Annotated in this window: 3 protein-coding genes; 1 reads left to right on the top strand and 2 read right to left on the bottom strand. The window is 65.3% G+C overall.

The window, feature by feature from the left end:
* Positions 1 to 1,177 (bottom strand): DNA cytosine methyltransferase (locus ACTQ05_RS09390; RefSeq protein WP_441538951.1); only part of this gene is annotated, 1,177 nt, incomplete at its 3' end.
* A 446-nt stretch (positions 1,178 to 1,623) separates the two neighbouring features.
* On the opposite strand from ACTQ05_RS09390, the gene ACTQ05_RS09385 reads away from it, so the two are divergent.
* A complete protein-coding gene (locus ACTQ05_RS09385) occupies positions 1,624 to 1,914 on the top strand; it encodes an HNH endonuclease (protein WP_441085543.1) in 291 nt (96 codons plus the stop codon).
* Here ACTQ05_RS09385 and ACTQ05_RS09380 read toward each other — a convergent pair.
* On the bottom strand, positions 1,911 to 1,982 hold the full coding sequence (locus tag ACTQ05_RS09380; RefSeq protein ID WP_441042374.1) for a helix-turn-helix domain-containing protein: 72 nt from the start codon (positions 1,980 to 1,982) through the stop codon (positions 1,911 to 1,913). The two genes, ACTQ05_RS09385 and ACTQ05_RS09380, sit on opposite strands and share 4 nt — an antisense overlap.
* Between the last annotated feature and the right edge of the window lie 240 nt (positions 1,983 to 2,222).

The raw sequence follows: 2,222 nt of genomic DNA, 5'->3' as shown, positions 1-2,222 counted from the left end.
GCAGACCCATCATCCATTCGGCGAACGCAGCGGCGAGGCGTGGCCGGTTCTTGCCGGGCTCGGTTGGCGACGGCGCGGGGTGCCCGAACGCGACCTCCTGACGGGCGACGGCAGGGGCGTACTGTCCGAACTGCTCGTGGGATGCGATGCCCTTGAGTAGTAGTTCGCCGCCGCGCGCGCCGCCACGTCGCTCATGCCCACCCGTAGCATCGGCCACGGAAGGCGTGGGGAGCGTGGCGACGGCGATACCCAGTGGCATCCCGAAGCCGTTGCCGTTGCCCAGTTCGGCCTTGACGCAGTCTCGGCGGGCCTGCCATGCGTCCACGTCCTCGCCGTCGTTGAACGCGCCAGCGGCCGGCGTGGGGAGCATGGTCACGACGGTGCGCAGGTCAGGCCCACCCGTGCCATGCTCGCCCGCGCCGTGGGTGTCCGACGACCGCGGCGTGGGGAGCATTCTCAGAGCCGCAGCACCCGCGTGTTCAACGGCAGCGTGTTCCGCCTCATTTGCGATGGGGCGCCCAGATTCTTGGCGTCCTGCGTGGTCGGCGTCGGCAGCATCTCGTCGCCAAGCGAGGACGAACACTCGGAACCGCTGGTGACAGGCGCCGACGTCGGACGCTCGTAGGCCGTGCCATTCCGCATCGAACCCGAGGTCACCCAAGTCTCCGAGTACACGTCCAAGTGCTCGCAGAACAGGCCCTCTGTCATCGGGACTTCCCATACATCCCGGGCAGTGTTCCAGGTCGCTAGCGGCCTTAGCGGAGAGACTTCCTCGGACGTTCTCCCAGACGACGTATGTGGGTTGGACATGGGCGATTGCCTCTCTCATGGTGACCCACAGGTTGGAGCGGGTGCCGTCGGTCATGCCGGCGCGTCGTCCGGCGGTGCTGAGGTCTGGGCATGGGGATCCGCCCGTGATGAGGTCGACGGGCGGGACGGTGCTCCAGTCGACGCGCGTCACGTCGCCGAGGTTGGGGGCGTCGGGGTAGCGACTCGCGAGCACCTTGCGCGCTCCCGAGTCAATGTCGGAGGTCCACACGACCTGGGCTGTCGGGAAGACGGCCTCTAGCGCGAGATCCAAGCCGCCGTAGCCCGAGAAGAGGCTCCCGACTCTGAGGGTGTCCAGATCGTTGACTTGCTCCCCACGGCTGAAGCCGGGGGATTCCTGCTTCTTCAACGGACGCCTCCTCGCTCTAGGAGCGAGGCGGTCTCACTCCATCTCCACAGGCTGAAACCGCGAGCCTCCACATGCGGTAGACTCGCCTTATGGCATACGAACCAACTCAGGCGCGAAGAATCGCGGCGGGACTCTGCAAGGATTGCGGCGAAGAGCGGGGGCCGACTGGTACCACACGCTTCTGCCGACCTTGCGCAGATCATCACTCCAAGCGCCAGGCGGAACGCAAGAAGAACCTGAGAGCCAAGTGGGCGGAAACTGGGCTCGCTTGCAACAACTGCGGAGCACGCCTCCCGGATGAGCGCTACAAAAACTGCGTCCAGTGCCGCGAGAAAGCGCGGGAACGATACGGCGCAAGGGGCGCGGAATACCGACGAAGTCGCCGAGGTACAGGCTTCTGCGTGGCGTGCTCTGCGCCATCGACACACGCGAGCAACTACTGCCGCGTGCATTGGCTGCAGGGTATCGCCAACAAGTACGGATTCAAAGGAGACCAGTACGCGGCATTGTGGGCCAAGCTCGAAGCGCAAGGATTCCGCTGCTACTACACCGGCGTCAAACTTGTGCCCGGCGTGAATGCCAGCTTGGACCACCGCATACCCCGAAGCCGCGGCGGGGACCCGCGAGACATGGATAACTGCGTCTGGTGCGACCGCCTGATCAACGCTTTCAAGAACGACTTGACTGACGCGGAGTTCATCGAGCGGTGCCGACTGGTGGTTGAACGGCTGGGCTAGTGCTCGGCTTGCTCCGGGGTCGGGTAGAAGCGGTACTTGTACGCCCGCCTCACAACCTTGCCGCTCATAGTTGACAGTGTAGCAGGTTTCGCTGTCACTTGATGCGCTTACCCCATAGCTGAAGCAAGGGGCATGCGCGCTACCAATCACGGTCATGATGTCTCCTGTCGGTTGCGGAGCGCCTGGCGTAGGCGCTCGCGGTGGGGGTCACTGGTCCTCCTGGGGTGTCGGGTCGTGGTCGTGTCCGGCTGCCGGCGGTGGCCGGAGCACGAAGGCCTCCTCGACGGCGAGCAGTCCGTCTCGGGAGG

The sequence above is a fragment of the Collinsella sp. LCP21S3_A9 genome (genome assembly GCF_052118785.1).
Taxonomy (GTDB): domain Bacteria; phylum Actinomycetota; class Coriobacteriia; order Coriobacteriales; family Coriobacteriaceae; genus Collinsella.
The sequence above is the reverse complement of the archived record's forward strand: the minus strand, read 5'-3'. Positions and strand labels throughout refer to the sequence as shown.